The organism is Janthinobacterium amylolyticum (assembly GCF_051380655.1).
Taxonomy (GTDB): Bacteria; Pseudomonadota; Gammaproteobacteria; order Burkholderiales; family Burkholderiaceae_D; genus Janthinobacterium.
This window is the reverse complement of sequence record NZ_JBNYXL010000006.1, coordinates 112,033-128,372: the sequence shown is the minus strand read 5'-3', so window position 1 is coordinate 128,372 and position 16,340 is coordinate 112,033. Positions and strand designations below refer to the sequence as shown.

7 protein-coding genes are annotated in these 16,340 nt (G+C 65.0%); all 7 read left to right on the top strand.

What is annotated here, in order from left to right; genetic code table 11:
• Positions 1–3 precede the first annotated feature (3 nt).
• The 7 genes from ACQ4WR_RS14190 to ACQ4WR_RS14160 all read left to right on the top strand — a co-directional run bounded on the left by ACQ4WR_RS14190 (position 4) and on the right by ACQ4WR_RS14160 (position 16,248).
• The gene (locus ACQ4WR_RS14190) at positions 4–1,359 is read left to right on the top strand and encodes an efflux RND transporter periplasmic adaptor subunit (protein WP_436487978.1); all 1,356 of its coding nucleotides are present in this window, start codon (positions 4–6) and stop codon (positions 1,357–1,359) included.
• Entirely contained in the window at positions 1,356–4,475 is a 3,120-nt protein-coding gene (locus ACQ4WR_RS14185) for an efflux RND transporter permease subunit (protein WP_436487976.1), read from the top strand. Before ACQ4WR_RS14190 ends, ACQ4WR_RS14185 begins: the two co-directional genes overlap by 4 nt.
• Complete coding sequence (locus ACQ4WR_RS14180) at positions 4,472–7,708, top strand: efflux RND transporter permease subunit (protein WP_436487975.1); 3,237 nt, start codon at positions 4,472–4,474, stop codon at positions 7,706–7,708. The genes ACQ4WR_RS14185 and ACQ4WR_RS14180 overlap by 4 nt, the downstream gene beginning before the upstream one ends.
• Positions 7,705–9,126 (top strand): efflux transporter outer membrane subunit, encoded by a 1,422-nt coding sequence (locus tag ACQ4WR_RS14175; protein WP_436487973.1) that lies wholly within the window; start codon positions 7,705–7,707, stop codon positions 9,124–9,126. Before ACQ4WR_RS14180 ends, ACQ4WR_RS14175 begins: the two co-directional genes overlap by 4 nt.
• Before the next feature lie 156 nt (positions 9,127–9,282).
• A complete protein-coding gene (locus ACQ4WR_RS14170; protein ID WP_102298794.1) occupies positions 9,283–11,877 on the top strand; it encodes a chemotaxis protein CheB in 2,595 nt (864 codons plus the stop codon).
• Positions 11,874–14,003, top strand: coding sequence for a PAS domain-containing sensor histidine kinase (locus tag ACQ4WR_RS14165; RefSeq protein ID WP_436487970.1), 2,130 nt, complete (start codon positions 11,874–11,876; stop codon positions 14,001–14,003). The genes ACQ4WR_RS14170 and ACQ4WR_RS14165 overlap by 4 nt, the downstream gene beginning before the upstream one ends.
• A gap of 88 nt (positions 14,004–14,091) precedes the next feature.
• Positions 14,092–16,248, top strand: a complete 2,157-nt coding sequence (locus tag ACQ4WR_RS14160) for a S46 family peptidase (protein WP_436487968.1) — start codon at positions 14,092–14,094, stop codon at positions 16,246–16,248.
• The last annotated feature ends 92 nt before the right edge of the window (positions 16,249–16,340 follow it).

Sequence of the window (16,340 nt, the reverse complement as noted above, 5' to 3'; positions counted from 1 at the left end):
GCGATGGATTCGCAGACAGCACCCAATACCCCACGGCGCAGCCGCCGTTCGAAAATCGTCGGCAGCGTCATCGCGCTGGCCGTGATGGCCGCGCTGGGCGGCGGTGCCTGGTATTTGACCCACTCCGGCGTCAGCGCACAGGCCGGCCCTGGCATGGGTGGTCCTGGCGGCCCTGGCGGCCCGGGAGGGCGCCGTGGCGGTCCATCGACCACCGTCGGCGTGGCCACGGCCGTGAAGTCCGACTTGCCCGTGGTGCTCGATGCGCTGGGCACAGTGACGGCGGCGTCCACCGTGACGGTGCGCCCGCAAGTGTCGGGCATCCTGAAGGAGCTGAAATTCAAGGAAGGCGGCATGGTCAAGGCGGGCCAGGTGGTGGCGCAGATCGACCCGGCGCAGTTCGAGATGGCGCTGATGCAGGCCACGGGCCAGCGCCAGCGCGACGAGGCGCAGCTGGAAAACGCGCGCCTGACCCTGAAACGCTACCAGACCTTGCTGGGCCAGGATTCCATCGCGCGCCAGGACGTCGACACGCAGGCCGCATTGGTGAAGCAGTTGGAAGGCACCGTCATGACGGATCGCGCCGCCGAAGGCACGGCTAAACTCAATCTGGGCTACACCAAGGTGGTGTCGCCAATCAGCGGCCGCGCGGGCCTGAAGGTGGTCGACATCGGCAACCTCGTGAGCACCAGCGACACGGGCGGCGTTGTCGTGGTGACGCAGCTCTCGCCCATCGACGTGGAATTCTCGGTGCCGCAGGATAAGGTGCAGACCATCCAGGAGCGCGTGAACGAAGGTTCCGCCCTGGCGGCGCTGGCGCTGGACCGCACGCGCACGCATACCCTGGACAAGGGCAGCTTGACGGCGCTGGACAACCAGGTCGACGTGCAGACGGGCACCGTGCGCGCCAAGGCCCGCTACACGAACGACAAGATGGCCCTGTTCCCCAGCCAGTTCGTCAACGTGCGCCTGGAACTGGGCAACATCACGGGCGCCGTGCTGGTGCCCGTCACGGCCCTGCGCCACAGTAATAACGGCGACTTCGTGTATGTGCTGAAAGCGGATAAAACCGTCACCGTGCGCATGGTCACGCGCGGCCAGGCCACCACCGACATGGTGGAAATCCGCGCCGGCCTGGAAGCGGGCGAGCAAGTGATCACCGAAGGCGCCGACCGCCTGAAGGAGGGCGCGAAAGTCACCCTGGCGGGCGACAAGCCGGCCATGGGCGCCGGTGGCGCGGGGGCAGGCAATGGCGAACGCCGCCACCGCCGCCAGCACGCTGACGGCGCGGCCAGCGCACCGGCCGCAGCGTCGGCCACCTCTGCGCCAGCCACGGCGCCAGCGAAGGGCGCGGCGCAATGAGTCCATCGACGCCATTCATCAAGCGCCCCGTCGCCACGGCGCTGCTGATGCTGGCCATCGTGCTGGCGGGCCTGGTCGGCTTCAAGTTCCTGCCGCTGGCCGCCTTGCCGCAGGTGGACTTCCCCACCATCCAGGTGCAGACGCTGTACCCGGGCGCCAGCCCGGAAGTGATGGGGCAGACCGTGACGGCGCCGCTGGAGCGCCAGTTCGGGCAAATGTCCGGCTTGCAGCGCATGAGCTCCACCAGCGCGGCCGGGGTCTCCATCATCACCCTGCAATTCACCTTGGGCCAGACCCTGGACGTGGCGGAACAGGAAGTGCAGGCGGCCATCAACGCCGGCGGCTCGCTGCTGCCGACCGACTTGCCGGCGCCGCCCGTGTACGCCAAGATCAACCCGGCCGACGCGCCCGTGCTGACCTTGGCGATTACCTCCGACACGATGCCGCTGACGCAGGTGCAAAACATCGTCAATACGCGCCTGGCGCTGAAAATCAGCCAGGTCAATGGCGTGGGCCTGGTGTCGCTGTCGGGCGGCCAGCGTCCCGCCGTGCGCATCCAGGGCGATACCAAATTGCTGGCGTCGTACGGCCTGGGCCTCGACAGCCTGCGCACGGCCATCGCGGCGGCCAACGTCAACAGCGCCAAGGGCAGTTTCGACGGCCCCACGCGCTCGTTTACCATCAATGCCAATGACCAGCTGGTGACGGCGGAAGACTACAAACGCCTGATCATCACGTATAAAAATGGCGCGCCCGTGCGCCTGTCCGACGTGGCCAACGTGGTCGACAGCGCCGAAAACACGCGCCTGGGCGCCTGGTCCGGCAAGCAGCCGGCCATCATCCTGAACGTGCAGCGCCAGCCCGGCGCGAACGTCATCAAGACGGTCGATGCCATCAAGGCCCTGCTGCCGGAACTGCAGGCCAGCCTGCCGGCGGCCATGAAGCTCGACGTGCTGAGCGACCGCACGACGGGCATCCGCGCCTCGGTCGAACACGTGGAAATGGAACTGCTGTTGTCGGTGCTGCTGGTGGTGCTGGTGATCTTCGCCTTCTTGCACAGCATGCGCGCCACGGTGATCGCCAGCCTGTCCGTGCCGATCTCGCTGATCGGCGCCTGCGGCGTCATGTATTTGCTGGGCTACAGCCTGAACAACCTCTCCTTGATGGCCTTGACCATCGCCACGGGCTTTGTCGTCGACGACGCCATCGTCATGATCGAGAACATCGCCCGCTACATCGAGGAGGGCGAAACGCCGATGGCCGCCGCCCTGAAAGGCGCGTCGCAGATCGGCTTTACCATCATCTCGCTGACCGTGTCGCTGATCGCCGTGCTCATTCCCCTGCTGTTCATGGGCGACGTGGTGGGCCGTCTGTTCCGCGAATTTGCCATGACCCTGGCCATCACGATTCTGATTTCCGCCGTGGTCTCGCTGACCCTGGTGCCGATGATGTCGGCGCGCTGGCTGAAAAGCCACGCCGATGAAAAAGTCAGCGCCACGGGCCAGCGCATCCAGGCCTTCCTCGACCGTGTCATCGTGCAGTACGACCATGCGCTGGTATGGGTGCTGAAACGCCAGGGACTGACCCTGCTCGTCGCCCTGGCCACGCTGGTGCTGACCGTCGTGCTGTACATCGTCATCCCGAAAGGCCTGTTCCCCACGCAGGATACGGGGCAGCTGCAGGCGCGCCTGGAAACGTCGCAAGCCGTCTCGTATGCACGTATGGCGGTCTTGCAGCAGGCGGCGGCCAGCGCGCTGCTGGAAGACCCGGACGTCGATACCCTCAGTTCCCTCGTCGGCGTGGACGCGGCCAACAACACCATGCTGCACACGGGCAGCATGCTGATCAACCTGAAGCGCTCGCGCAGCGACAGCCAGGAAGACATCATGGAGCGCCTGCGAGGGCGCGTGGCCAAGGTGGCCGGCGTGACCCTGTATCTGCAGCCGACGCAGGATCTCACCATCGATGCGGAATCGGGCCCGACGCAGTACCGCGTCTCGCTCGAAGGGGCCGACACGGCCACCGTTACCGAGTGGGCCGGCAAGCTGGCCGCGCGCATGCGCGAAAAATCGCAGCTGCGCAACGTCGTCACCGATGCGGGTGCCACGGGCGCGGCCGTCACCGTGGCCATCGACCGCGACAGCGCCGCGCGCATGTCCGTCACCACGGCCACCGTCGACGACGCGCTGTACAACGCCTTCGGCCAGCGCATCATCTCGACGATTTTCACGGAAACCAACCAGTACCGCGTCATCCTCGAAGCGCAGCCGGGCATCGTTACCACGCCGTCCGACCTGGCCGACCTGCAGGTACGCACGGGGTCCGGCAAGTCGACGCCGCTGTCCGCCTTTGCCAGCATCAGCGAAAAACAGGCGCCGCTGCAGATCACGCACGTGGCGCAATACCCGGCCACCACCCTGGGCTTCGACACCACGCATGGCGTGGCCCTGGGCAGCGCCGTCGACGCCATCCGCCAGGCGGCGAAAGACATCGCCTTGCCCGCCTCGGTGACATTGACGTTCCTGGGCGCGGCCGGCGCGTATGAAAATTCGCTGTCGAACCAGCTGTGGCTCATTCTCGCCGCCGTCGTCTGCGTGTACATCGTGCTGGGCGTGCTGTATGAAAGCTACATCCACCCGCTGACGATTCTGTCGACCCTGCCGTCGGCTGGCGTGGGCGCCTTGCTGGCGCTGATGATTTCCGGGCAGGACCTGGGCGTGATCGGCATCATCGGCATCATCCTGCTGATCGGCATCGTCAAGAAGAACGCCATCATGATGATCGACTTCGCCATCGAGGCCGAGCGCGATGAAGGCAAGAGCCCGCAGGAAGCCATCCACCAGGCGGCGCTGCTGCGCTTCCGTCCGATTCTGATGACGACCCTCGCTGCACTGTTCGCGGCCGTGCCGCTGATGCTGGGCTGGGGCGAGGGCGCCGAGTTGCGCCGTCCGCTGGGCCTGGCCATCTTCGGCGGCCTGATCGTCAGCCAGGTGCTGACGCTGTTTACCACGCCGGTGATCTACCTGGCCTTTGACCGCCTGGGCCAGCGCTTCGCGCGCAAGACAGCCGCGGTGAACCTGGACAAGCCGGCAGATAATGCGGGGAGCGCCGCGTGAACCTGTCCGAACCGTTCGTCAAGCGGCCCATCGCCACCGTGCTGCTGACCATCGGCATCGCGCTGGCGGGCATCGGCGCGTTCTTCGTGCTGCCCGTCTCGCCGCTGCCGCAGGTCGATTACCCGACCATTTCCGTCAGCGCCAGCCTGCCCGGCGCCAGCCCCGCGACCATGGCCACCTCGGTAGCCACGCCGCTGGAACGGCGCCTGGGCGTGATTTCCGGCGTCAACGAGATGACCTCGTCGTCGGGCACGGGCTCGACGCGCATCAACCTGCAGTTTGACCTGAACCGCAAGATCGATTCGGCCGCGCGCGAAGTGCAGGCGGCCATCGCCGCCTCGCGCGTGGACTTGCCGGCCACCCTGCGCAGCAACCCGACCTACCGCAAGGCCAATCCGTCCGATGCCCCCGTGATCATCCTGGCGCTGACCTCGAAGACGCGCACGCCGGGGCAGATCTACGATGCCGTGTCGAACCTGGTGCAGCAGAAGGTGGCGCAAGTGAAGGGCGTGGGCGACGTGGAACTGGGCGGCGGCTCGCTGCCGGCCGTGCGCGTGGAACTGCTGCCCTACCAGCTCAATCACTACAGCGTGTCGATGGAAGACGTGCGCGCGGCCATCCAGGCCAGCAACGCCAACCGCCCGAAAGGGGCGATTTCCGGCGACGAGCGCAGCCTGCAGATCTATTCGGGCGCGACCACCGCTTCGGGCGGGCGCAGCGCGGCCGACTACCGCAGCCTGGTGGTGGCCTGGCGCGACGGCGCCGCCATCCGCCTCGACGACGTGGCCGAAGTGGTCGACGGCGTGGAAAACAACAATACCCTGGGCCTGTTCAATGGCGACCCGGCCGTGATCGTGCTGATCACGCGCCAGCCCGGCGCCAACGTCATCGCCACGGTCGACGGCGTGCGCGCGCTGCTGCCGCAACTGCAGGCGCAGCTGCCGGGCGACATCAAGCTGCAGGTGGCGTCCGACAGCACCAATTCCATCCGCTCGTCCCTGCACGAAATCGAGTTCACCCTGATCCTCTCCATCGTGCTGGTGGTGCTGGTGGTCAGCGCCTTCTTGCGCAGCGTGCGCGCCACCATCATCCCCGCCGTGGCCACCATCGTGTCGCTGCTGGGCACCTTCGGCGTGATGTACATGCTGGGCTTTTCGCTGAACAACCTGTCGCTGATGGCGCTGACGGTGGCCACCGGCTTTGTTGTCGACGATGCCATCGTGGTGCTGGAAAACACCCAGCGCCACATCGAGGCGGGCATGGACCGCTTCAAGGCGGCCCTGCTGGGCGCGCGCGAAGTGGGCTTTACGGTGCTGTCGATCAGCCTGTCGCTGGTGGCCGTCTTCATCCCGCTGCTGTTCATGGGCGGCCAGGTGGGACGGCTGTTCCGCGAGTTTGCCGTGACCCTGTCGGCCGCCGTGATGATTTCGCTGGTCATTTCGCTCACCACCACGCCGATGATGTGCGCCTGGCTGCTGAAAAGCGGCGGGCAGCACAAGGCGCCCGGCGCCATCGCGCGCTGGTTCGAACGGGGTTTCGAGCGCATGCTCAAGGTCTACGAGCATTGCCTGGACTGGGCCCTGTCGAGCGCCGCGCTGGTGATGGCGATCCTGGTGTTTGTCGTCGGCCTGAACGTGTACCTGTTCGCCGCCGCGCCCAAGGGTTTTTTCCCGCAGCAGGACACGGGCCAGATCAATGGCGGCATGCGTGCCGACCAGAGCATCTCCTTCCAGGCCATGCAGGGCAAGCTGCGCGAGCTGGTCAACATCATCAAGGACGATCCCGCCGTCGCCACCGTCGTCGGATTTACGGGCGGCGGCAGGGCAGGGGGCGGCTTCATGTTCATCGACCTGAAACCCGCTTCGCAGCGCACCGACAAGGGCCAGGCCGTGATCGCCCGTTTGCGTCCGCAGCTGGCCAAGGTGACGGGCATCTCGCTGTTCCTCAACCCCGTGCAGGATTTGCGCATGGGCGGGCGTTCGAGCAATTCCACCTACCAGTACACGCTGATCAGCGACAACCAGGCGGACCTGAAGAAATGGGCGGCCAGGCTGGCCGACCAGATGAAGGCGCAGCCGGCCCTGATCGACGTCGACACGGACCAGGCGGAAAACGGCGTGGAAACCTTCGTCTCCATCGACAAGGACCGCGCCACGCAGCTGGGCGTGCAGGTGCGCGACATCGACAATGCGCTGTACAACAGCTTTGGCCAGCGCCAGGTGGCGACCATTTACGATGAGCTAAACCAGTACCACGTGATCATGGAAGTGGCGCCCCGCTATGCGCAAAGCCCGGAGGCGCTGCGCTCCGTGTATGTGCCGGCGTCGAATGCCGCCACTACCACCACGACCACCAGCGCCGTCACATCGGCGGTCAGCGCGACGACGTCGAACACCACGGCCGCGCGCGACCCGTCCAGCGGCACGGCCCTGAGCACCACCTTGGCGACGATGGTGCCGCTGTCGTCGTTCAGCAGCTTTGCGGAAAGCTCGACGGCCACCTCGATCAACCACCAGGGCGGCGAACTGGCGACCACCGTGTCGTTCAACCTGTCGGACGGCTATACCCTCAGCGACGGCCAGGCGGCCGTGGCCCAGGCGGAAGCGGAAATCGGCATGCCCGTGAATGTGCGCGGCAGCTTCCAGGGTTCGGCGAAGAGCGCGCAGGACAGCAACAAGGAGCAGCCGCTGCTGATCCTGGCGGCCATCGTGGTGATCTACATCGTGCTGGGCATTCTGTACGAAAGCCTGATCCACCCGATCACCGTGCTGTCGACCTTGCCGTCGGCGGGGGTGGGCGCCGTGCTGGCCCTGCTGATGTTCCGCATGGAGTTTTCCATCATAGCCCTGATCGGCGTGTTCCTATTGATCGGAATCGTGAAGAAAAATGCTATATTGATCATCGACTTCGCGCTGGAGGCCGAGCGATCGCGCGGCTTGACTGCGGTGGAGGCGGTGCGCGAGGCTTGTTTGCTGCGTTTCCGCCCCATTCTGATGACCACCCTGGCGGCGGCGCTTGGCGCCTTGCCGCTGGCGATCGGTTTCGGCGAGGGGTCGGAGCTACGCCAGCCCTTGGGGGTCGCCATCATCGGCGGCCTGATTGCCAGCCAGTTACTCACATTGCTGACCACCCCGGTGGTCTACATCCTGCTCGACAAGCTGCGCACGCGCAGCGCCGACGAGCAGCAATTGAGCCGCATTCCTGGGCCAGATAACCCGAGCACACAATCATGAAGCATGTAAAACCTATCGTATCGACCGCACCGGCACGCCATCTGCTGGCACTTGCCGCCGCCGCTCTGCTGGCCGGCTGCGCCGTCAGCCCCACGTATGAAGTGCCGGCGGCCGCCGCGCCGCAAGCGTTCAAGGAAGCGGCAGGCTGGCAGCCCGCCGTGCCGGCCGATACCCTGGAACGGGGGCCGTGGTGGACCCTGTTCGGCGACGCGCAGCTGAACCAGCTGGCCGACAGCATCGACGTCTCGAACCAGAACGTGGCCGCCGCCATCGCCTCGTACGAGCAGGCGCGCGCGCTGGTGCGCGAACAGCGCGCCTCGCTGTTCCCCAGCGTGAACCTGACGGGCAGCGGCACGCGCTCGGGCGGCGGGGGCGAGCAGCAGACGGCGAACAACTACCGCGCCGCCATTGGCGCCTCGTGGGAGCCGGACGTGTGGGGCAAGCTGCGCGCCGGCGTGACGGGCGCCGATGCCAGCGCGGCGGCCAGCGCTGCCGATCTGGCCGCCGCGCGCCTGTCGGCGCAGGGCGAACTGGCGACCAATTATTTTTCGCTGCGCCAGAGCGATGCGCAGATCGCGCTGCTCAATTCCACCATCGACGGCTACAAGCGCGTGCTCGATATCACCGGCAACCGTTTTAACTCGGGCATCGCCGCCAAGTCCGACCTGCTGCAGGCACAGACGCAGCTGGCCAATGCGCAGATCGACCTGTCGGGGCAGATCCGCGCACGCCAGCAGCTCGAACACGCCATCGCCATCCTCCTGGGCCGCGCGCCGTCCGACTTCAGCCTGGCCGTGGCGCCATGGACCCTGACCGTGCCTGACGTGCCGCTGGGCGTGCCGTCGACCCTGCTGCAGCGCCGTCCCGACATCGCCGCCGCCGAGCGCAGGGTGGCCGTGGCCAACGAGCAGATCGGCATCGCCCGTTCCGCGTATTACCCGAGCCTGAATCTGACAGGGTCGTATGGCTCCGGCGCCAGCAAGGTGGGCGACCTGTTCAATGCATCGTCAAGCCTGTGGTCGCTGGGCGTGTCGGCCGCGCAAACCCTGTTCAACGCGGGCGCCACCACGGCCAGCTTGGATGCCGCCAAGGCGGGACATGCAGCGGCCGTGGCGCGCTACCGCCAGACGGTGTTGACTGCCTTTGGCGCCGTGGAAGACCAGCTGTCGGCCACGCGCGCGCTGGCCGAACAGCTGGCCTTGCGCCAGCAGGCGTCGTCCGCCGCCGACCAGGTGGAACAGCAGATGCTGAACCGCTACAACGCGGGCCAGGTCGGCTACACGGACGTGGTGACGGCGCAGGTGACGGCCCTGTCGGCGCGCCGCTCGCTGGTGCAGGCGCAGGCGGACCGCCAGACCACGGCCGTGGCCCTGATCCAGTCGCTGGGCGGCGGCTGGCAGGTGCCGCAGGCGCAGTAAGGGCAAGCAAGAGCCAACAAGGGCCAACAAGGGCCGGCCTGGCGCAGGCTCAAAACCTGCGCCAAATTCGCGTTTTGCCGCGCATCTTGGGTGCTAGAATGCAAGATTATCAATTCCCAGCCTGACGGTTTCGCCGTGGCTGCATTCTTGCCGACGATGACACGCAGCAAACACAGCAATGTTTCCGTCCCAGAAGTGGCCACCATTGTTTTCCCTGTGGTGGCCATTGGCGCTTCCGCCGGCGGACTCGATCCCATCGTCGCTTTCCTGGCCAATGTGCCGCAGGAAAGCGGCATCGCCTTTGTCGTGATCCAGCACCTGGACCCGACGCAGAAGGCCATGCTGCCGGAACTGCTGCAGCGCGCCACCAGCATTCCCGTCACGGAAATCACGCACCAGGCGGAATTGCGCCCCAACCATATCTACGTGATCCCGTCGAACGCGGACCTGGGCCTGTCGAAGGGGCGTTTCCTGCTCAGCGAGCCGGTGCAGCTGCGCGGCCACCGCCTGCCGATCAATACCTTTTTCGAGAGTCTCGCAAGCGAGCTGGGTGAACTGGCCGTCGGCGTGATTTTTTCCGGCATGGGCAGCGATGGCTCGCGCGGCTTGCAGGCGATCAAGCAGGCGGGCGGCCTGACCCTGGCGCAGCATCCCGATACGGCCAAGTTCGACATGATGCCGCAAAGCGCGATTTCCGCCGAAGTGGTCGACCTGGTCGACTTCCCCGACAAGTTGCCGGACAAGATCATCAGTTATTTGTTCCGCAGCAGTTTTCTCAGCTTGCCGGGGCATGAACCGAACGGGCGCAATTCCTTGCAGGAAATTGTTGCTTTGCTATCCGAACACACGGGTAACAGTTTTACCGACTACAAGATCAACACGGTGCTGCGGCGCATCGAGCGGCGCATGAGCTTGTATCAAATGACGTCGATGGAAGAGTATGTGCCGTATTTGCGCGTCAATCCTGCCGAGATCGACTTGCTGTTCAAGGAATTGCTGATCGGCGTGACGAGCTTTTTCCGCGATCAGAAGGTGTGGGAATACCTGAAGATGGTGGTGTTTCCGCAAATGCTGGCGGCCCATCCGGACGGGCGCGCCTTCAAGGCCTGGGTGCCTGCCTGCTCCACGGGCGAGGAAGCGTATTCGCTGGCCATGGTCTTCCATGAAGTGGTGGCCAGCATCAATCCGCCGTCGAAATACAGCCTGCAGATCTTTGCCACCGACCTGTCGGCCGACGCCATCGACCGCGCGCGCCAGGGGCGTTTTCCGCACAGCATCAGCAGCGATGTGTCGGCCGAGCGCCTGGGACGCTTCTTCTTGGGCGACAAGAACGACTACCACGTGAAAAAAGAGATACGCAACACGATCATCTTTGCCCAGCAAAACATCATTTCGGACCCGCCGTTTACCAAGCTCGACATCTTGTGCTGCCGCAATTTGCTGATTTACCTGAATGCCAAGCTGCAGCAGCGCCTGATTCCCCTGTTCCACTATGCGCTGAACCGCGACGGCATCCTGCTGCTGGGCAGTGCCGATACGCCCGGCCATTTTTCCGACCTGTTTTCGCCCCTGACCACGTCGACGCGGCTGTATCGCCGCCTCGACAACCTGGCGCGCCAGCGCCTGCCCACGTATTTCCCGACCAAGGTATCGTTGGCATCCCCCCCTACACCTAGCGACACGAGAGAAGTCAGCATGACCGGAAAGATACAATCCCATGTCGAGCAATTATTGCTCCAGAAATATTCGCCGGCCGCCGCGCTGCTGAACCAGGATGGCGACATCCTGTACATCAACGGTCGCACGGGTGCGTTCCTGGAGCCGGCGGCCGGCAAGGCCAACTGGAACATCCATGCGATGGCGCGCGAAGGCTTGCGCTACGAACTGGCGGGCCTGATCAAGCAAGCGCTGCAAAGCGAAAGCGTGGTGCGCCTGAAGGGGCTGGTGGTCAAGGATCACCTGGGCCAGTCGCTGGGCGTGGACCTGAGCGCCGAGGCGCTGAGCCAGCCCGAATCGCTGCGCGGGATGGTCTTCGTGACGTTTTCCAGCGTGCCTCTGGTGGCCGAGGCGCGCCGCGGCCGCTCGCCGAACCCCAAGGTGCTGGAACTGGAACAGCAGCTGGCGCAGGCGCGCCATGAAATCCAGGCCGTGCGCGACGAGATGCAGACCTCGCGCGAGGAACTCAAATCGGCCAACGAGGAATTGCAGTCGACCAATGAAGAGCTGCAATCGACGAACGAGGAACTGACCACCTCGAAGGAAGAGATGCAGTCGCTCAATGAAGAGCTGTACACGGTCAATGCCGAGCTGCAATCGAAAGTCGATGACTTGTCGCTGGTCAACAGCGACATGAAGAATTTGCTCAACAGTACGGACATCGCCACCATCTTCCTCGACAGCGACCTGCGCATCCGCCGTTTCACGGCGCCCGCCACGCAAATCTACAAGCTGATCCAGACGGATTTGCGGCGCCCGCTCAGCGACATCGTCAACGACCTCGATTATCCTGCCCTGGAAGCCGATGCGCTGGAAGTCATCCGCAGCCTGGTGTTCTGCGAACGGCAAGTGGAAACCAAGACGGGCCGCTGGTACAACGTGCGCATCATGCCGTACCGCACGATCGAGAACGTGATCGATGGCGTGGTGGTGACGTTCATCAACATCACGGAATCGAAGCTGCTGGAAGCCCAGCTGCGCCAGATCCAGTCCGGCGCCGTGGCCGGCGGCACGGCGGGCGAGAGCGTGCCATGAGCGAGCCACTCGACAGAGGTGTCGCCCCGGCCGGGCTCAGGAAGCAGGCCGAGCAGTTAGCGGACCAGCAGCGCCAGGCTGTACCGCCACCGTTGTCGAGTGAAGAGGTCGTGCGCCAGCTGCATGAATTGCAGGTGAGCCAGATCGAACTGGAAATGCAGAATGCCGCATTGGCCGAGCTGGAACAGCTGAAGAATGAATTTGAAAGCAGCCGCGACCGTTATGCGCAGCTGTACGAGCAGGCGCCCGTCAGTTATTTTTCGCTGGCGCGCGAAGGCGTCATCACGCGCGCCAACGTGGCCGCCTGCGGCTTGCTGCGGCGTGAAAAGAGCCACCTGCTGGGACGGCGCTTCGAGCAATTCGTCGCGCCCCAGACGCAGGGCGGCTTCCGGGGCTTCCTTGACGCCGCCTTTTCCAGCGGCGCGCGGCAAGTGTTCGAGGCGCAACTGTTCGAGGCCGAGGCGGGCCGCGCTGGCGGCATGGTGCGCATCGAGGCCAATGTCGACGCGGACAGCGCCACCATGCGCATGCTGGTGACGGACCTGGGTGACGAGCATGCGCGCGACTCGGCGCTGCGGCGCGCCTTTGTGATCCTCGATTCCATTCGCGAAGGCGTGCTGGTCACCGACAGCGACAACCGCATCATTTCCGTCAATCCCGCGTTTACCACCATCACCGGCTACCAGGCGGAAGAAGCCATCGGCCGCGATCCGTCCTTCCTCCGCGGCGGCGCGCACTTGCCGCAGTTCTATGAAGCCATGTGGCGCAGCCTGCACCAGGATGGCAGCTGGTATGGCGAGCTGGTGAACCGGCGCAAGAATGGCGAGCGTTTCGTCGAATCGCTGTCGATCACCCCCATGCGCACGCCGGACGGTGCCATCAGCCATTTTGTCGGCGTGTTTTCCGACATCACCGAGCGCAAGCTGGCCGAGGCGGCCCTGCGCGAGCTGCACCGCGAACTGGACCAGCGCGTGGTCGATCGCACGGCCGAGCTGGTGCGGGCCAACCAGCATCTGCAGCTGGAAGTGCAGCAGCGCGAGCGGGCGCAGGAGGCGTTGCGCGATGCCGAACGTTTCTTCCATGCCACCATCGATTCGCTGACGGACCGGGTGCTGGTACTGGATCAGGCGGGCTGCCTCGTGCATGCCAACCAGGCTTGCCTGGCGTTTGCCGGGCATACGCGGCACCAGCTGCATTATCTGCATTTCTGCGAGACGGACCCGCGCTGGCAGCGCAGCGCCGGGCGCGAGCTGGCCGCCGGCATCCGCGCCGTGATTGCCGGCACGGCCGATGCGTACGCGCTCGAATATGAATTCAGCACGCGCGCCGGGCCGCGCTGGTCGCAGGCCAGGGTCAGCCGCTTTCTGGGCGAAGGGCCGCTGCGCGTGGTGGTGGCGCACTCGGATATCACGGAGCGCAAGGTGATGGATGGCGCGCTGCGCCAGTCGCACGCGCAGCTGCGCCAGCTGGCCTTGCACCTGGAAACGGCCAAGGAAGACGAGCGCAAGCGTATTTCGCGCGACATCCACGATGAACTGGGGCAAAACCTGCTGGCGCTGCGCATCGATATTTCCATGCTCAGCGCGCGCACGCAGGATTCCCACCCGCGTCTGCACCGCCGCGTGGGCGCCGTGCTCAGCAATGTCGACACTACCATCAAGAGCGTGCGCGGCATTATGAACGAATTGCGTCCCATGGCGCTGGACCTGGGCTTGCAGGCGGCCATCGAATGGCAGGTGGGCGACTTCCGCAAGCGCAGCGGCGTGGCATGCCGGCTGCTGGTACGCGACGAGGCCCTGTTCGCGGCCATCGGCAGCCAGGTCGAAACCGTGCTGTTCCGCATCGTGCAGGAAGCGCTCAGCAATGTCCTGCGCCACGCCCAGGCCAGCCAGGTGGAGATCGAACTGAGCTGGGATGCCTGCGCCGTCTACGTGGCCATCAGCGACAACGGCATCGGCATCACGCCGCAGCAGCAGCGCAAGAAACAGTGCTTCGGCCTGATCGGCATTGCCGAGCGGGTGACGGCGCTGGGCGGGCAGTTCGAGATCGGCCTGCCGGCCGCCGGCGCGGGGTGCCGCCTGGCCTTGCAGCTCCCCCTGCAGGCGCCGCCCCGGCCCGCCACCTGAGATCGGCGTTGCCGCAGGATCATTTTTTGCCGCCCCGTCCGGCCTGGACAGGCTATACTTTCGCCTGCTTTTTATGGAGGAGCAAATTTTGTTCAAGACAATCGTACTACCAGTCGCCTTGATGGGCGCGTTCGCCGGCGCACACGCCGACGAAGGGCAGTGGCAACCACACCAGCTGCCACAGCTGAAAGCCGAACTCAAACGGGTCGGCATCGACATCCCGGCGGAAAAACTGGCCGACCTGAGCAAACACCCGATGAGTGCCATCGTCTCGCTGGGCGGCTGCTCGGCCTCGTTTGTCTCCGACGCGGGCCTGGTGGTGACGAACCACCATTGCGCGTATGGCGCCATCCAGCGCAATTCCACGCCGGAACACAATTACATCACCAACGGCTTCCTGGCCAAGACGCGCGCCGCAGAGCTGCCGGGCGGTCCGAACAGCCTGGTGTATGTGACTGACAAGGTGGAAAATGTCAGCGACCGCGTGCTGAAAGGCCTGACGGCCGACATGACGGGCCGCGCCCGCCACGAAGCCGTGGAAAAGCGCATCAAGGACCTGATCGCCGAATGCGAAACGGACAAGATGTACCGCTGCTCCGTGCCCGCCTTCCACCGCGGCCTCGAGTACTACCGCATCCGCCAGATGATGATACGCGACGTGCGCCTGGTGTATGCGCCATCGGACAAGATCGGCAACTTCGGCGGCGACATCGACAACTACGAATGGCCGCGCCACACGGGCGACTACTCGTTCCTGCGCGCCTACGTGGGCAGGGATGGCCGTCCGGCCGACCCGTCGCCCGACAACGTGCCCTACAAATCGAAGGACTTCCTGGTGGTCTCGGCCGAAGGCTTGAAAGCCGGTGACGGCATCTTGCTGGCGGGCTACCCCGGCCGCACCAGCCGCTACAAGCTGCCGGCGGAAATCCGCTTTGCGCGCGACACGGCCTTCCCCCTGAAAGTAGCGGAACTGCAAGCCGACCTGGCCGTAATGGCCGAGGCGACGAATGGCGACGCCGCTTCCGCCGTGCGCTACGCCAGCGTGGTGAAAAGCATCAACAACGTGCTGAAGAAAACCCAGGGCTTGCTCGACGGTTTTGCGCGCAAGGATATCGCCGCCATCAAGGACGTGCAGGATGCGGACTTCCGCGCCTGGTACGCGAAGCAGCCGAATGTCTCGCCAACCCTGCTGGCGGAACTGGACGCGGCGATCGCCAGCGACATTGCCCTCAGCGAAGAAGAGTTCGCCTGGTCGGTAGCCACCAACAGCGACTTGCTGAAAAGCGCGCGCACCGTCTACCGTTTGTCGCAAGAGCGCCAGAAGCCGGATGCCGAGCGCGAGTCGGGCTTCCAGCAGCGCGACCTGGCCTTCATCAAGGCCCGCCTGGCGCGCCTGGAACAGTCGTATGTGAACAAGGTCGACCAGGCGCGTTTTGAAGCGGGCCTGAAGCGTTACGCCCAGCTGGCGGCGAAGAGCCACCCGCAAGGCCTGGACGCGCTGCTGCCGGCGCCAGCCGCCGTGGCGGCCCTGTACCAGCAGACGCAGCTGGCCGACACGGCCAAGCGCCTGGCCTGGCTGGACAAGGACCAGGCTGCCGTTGCCCAGTCCGACGACGCCTTCATGCAGCTGGCCATCAAACTGCAGCCTGTGGAACTGGCGCTGGAAGACCGCCGCAAGGAAATCGACGGCAACCTCGAGCGCGTGATTCCGCAATACATGCAAGCCGTGATCGCCTGGAAACAGTCGCAAGGCAAGCCGGTCTATCCTGACGCCAACTCGACCCTGCGCGTGACGTATGGCACGGTCTCGCCATACTCGCCCCGCGACGGCATCACCAAGGGCCCGTTCACGACCGTGGAAGGCATCGTCGAGAAAGTCACGGGCAAGGCGCCGTTCGAAGCACCGCAAGCGCTGCTCGACGCCGTCAAGGAAAAACGCTATGGCCAGTTCCGCGATCCGGCGCTGGGCACCGTACCCGTCAACTTCCTCACCAGCGCCGACACCACGGGCGGCAATTCCGGCTCGGCCGTGATGAACAAGCGCGGCGAGCTGATCGGCCTGAACTTCGATTCGACGTATGAATCGATCACCAAGGACTGGTACTTCGACACGGCCATCACGCGCGCCATCCACCTCGACATCCGCTACCTGCTGTGGGTCATGAAGGAAGTGGACCACGCGGATAATCTGTTGCAGGAAATGACGATCAAGTATCCGAAGGCTGCCAAGGCGGCGAAGAAGTAAGTTTTAATTTGCGCTACTGGGAAGCCGCATCCGCTTGAATGGGGATGCGGCTTTTTTGCGTATGGCCAACTAATTTGAGTTCCATCAAGATG